Source organism: Bowmanella yangjiangensis (genome assembly GCF_017255015.1).
GTDB lineage: Bacteria > Pseudomonadota > Gammaproteobacteria > Enterobacterales > Alteromonadaceae > Bowmanella > Bowmanella yangjiangensis.
In genome coordinates, this window is record NZ_JAFKCS010000349.1 from 1 (window position 1) to 825 (window position 825).

The 825-nt window shown below is 67.3% G+C and carries 1 protein-coding gene; it reads right to left on the bottom strand.

Going from position 1 to position 825, the window contains the following annotated elements:
- Window positions 1-825, bottom strand: an 825-nt coding sequence (locus tag J0A65_RS24465; RefSeq protein WP_206596855.1) for a PAS domain-containing protein, incomplete at both ends; no start/stop codon positions are given.

An 825-nucleotide genomic window follows, 5' to 3' on the forward strand; every position in this document is an offset into this window, starting at 1 on the left:
TGTTGGCCAGGAAAGCGCTTTTCGCCGCGCTCGCCGCATCGGCCTGCTCCTTGGCGCGGCGCAGGTGTGATTCGAGCTGCAACTGAGCGGTGATGTCGCGGTTGATACCCGTCACCTTCGCCGGCCGGCCCATGGCGTCGTACTCGACGTGGGCGCCGGCCTGGATATGCAACACCTGGCCATCGGGCCTGACGATGCGGAACACCACGTCGAAGGTCGAAACCCGGGCGAGGGCCTCCTGCAGGCTGGCCTCCACGGCGGCGCGATCCTCCGGGTGGATGCGTGCCTGCCAGTGCTCGTAGCTGAGGCCTTGCTCGCGCTGCGACAGTGGGTAGTCGTAGAGCTCGAACATCCGCTCGTTCCACTGCAGCTGGCCATCGCCCGGGGTCCAGGACCAGATGCCCAGCTCGGCCACCTCGGCCGCCATGGCCATCTGGTCTCGCGCTGCGAGCGCTTCGCGGCGCAGCCGCTGTTCTTCGGACAGGTCGAGCGCGATGCCCAGGTAGCCGGTCAGCTGTCCGCTGGTGTCGCGCATGGCGGTCACCATCAGCGTCACGGCAAGCCTGGAACCGTCCTTGCGGATATAGGACCACTCGCGGCTCTCCGCGCCCTCCAGCTCCGACTTGTGCACGAAGACGCGAAAACCGCTGATCGGCTGGCCGTATTCCTCGCTCAGCTCGCGGCTGCGCGCCTCCACCTCTTCGGGCAGGTGGAACACCGCCGGCTTCTGCTTGCCGATCATCTCCTCGGCGCTGTAGCCCAGCAGGCGTTCCGCGCCGCGATTGAACACGCGGATGGTGCCTTCCAGGTCGGTGGCGATGATCG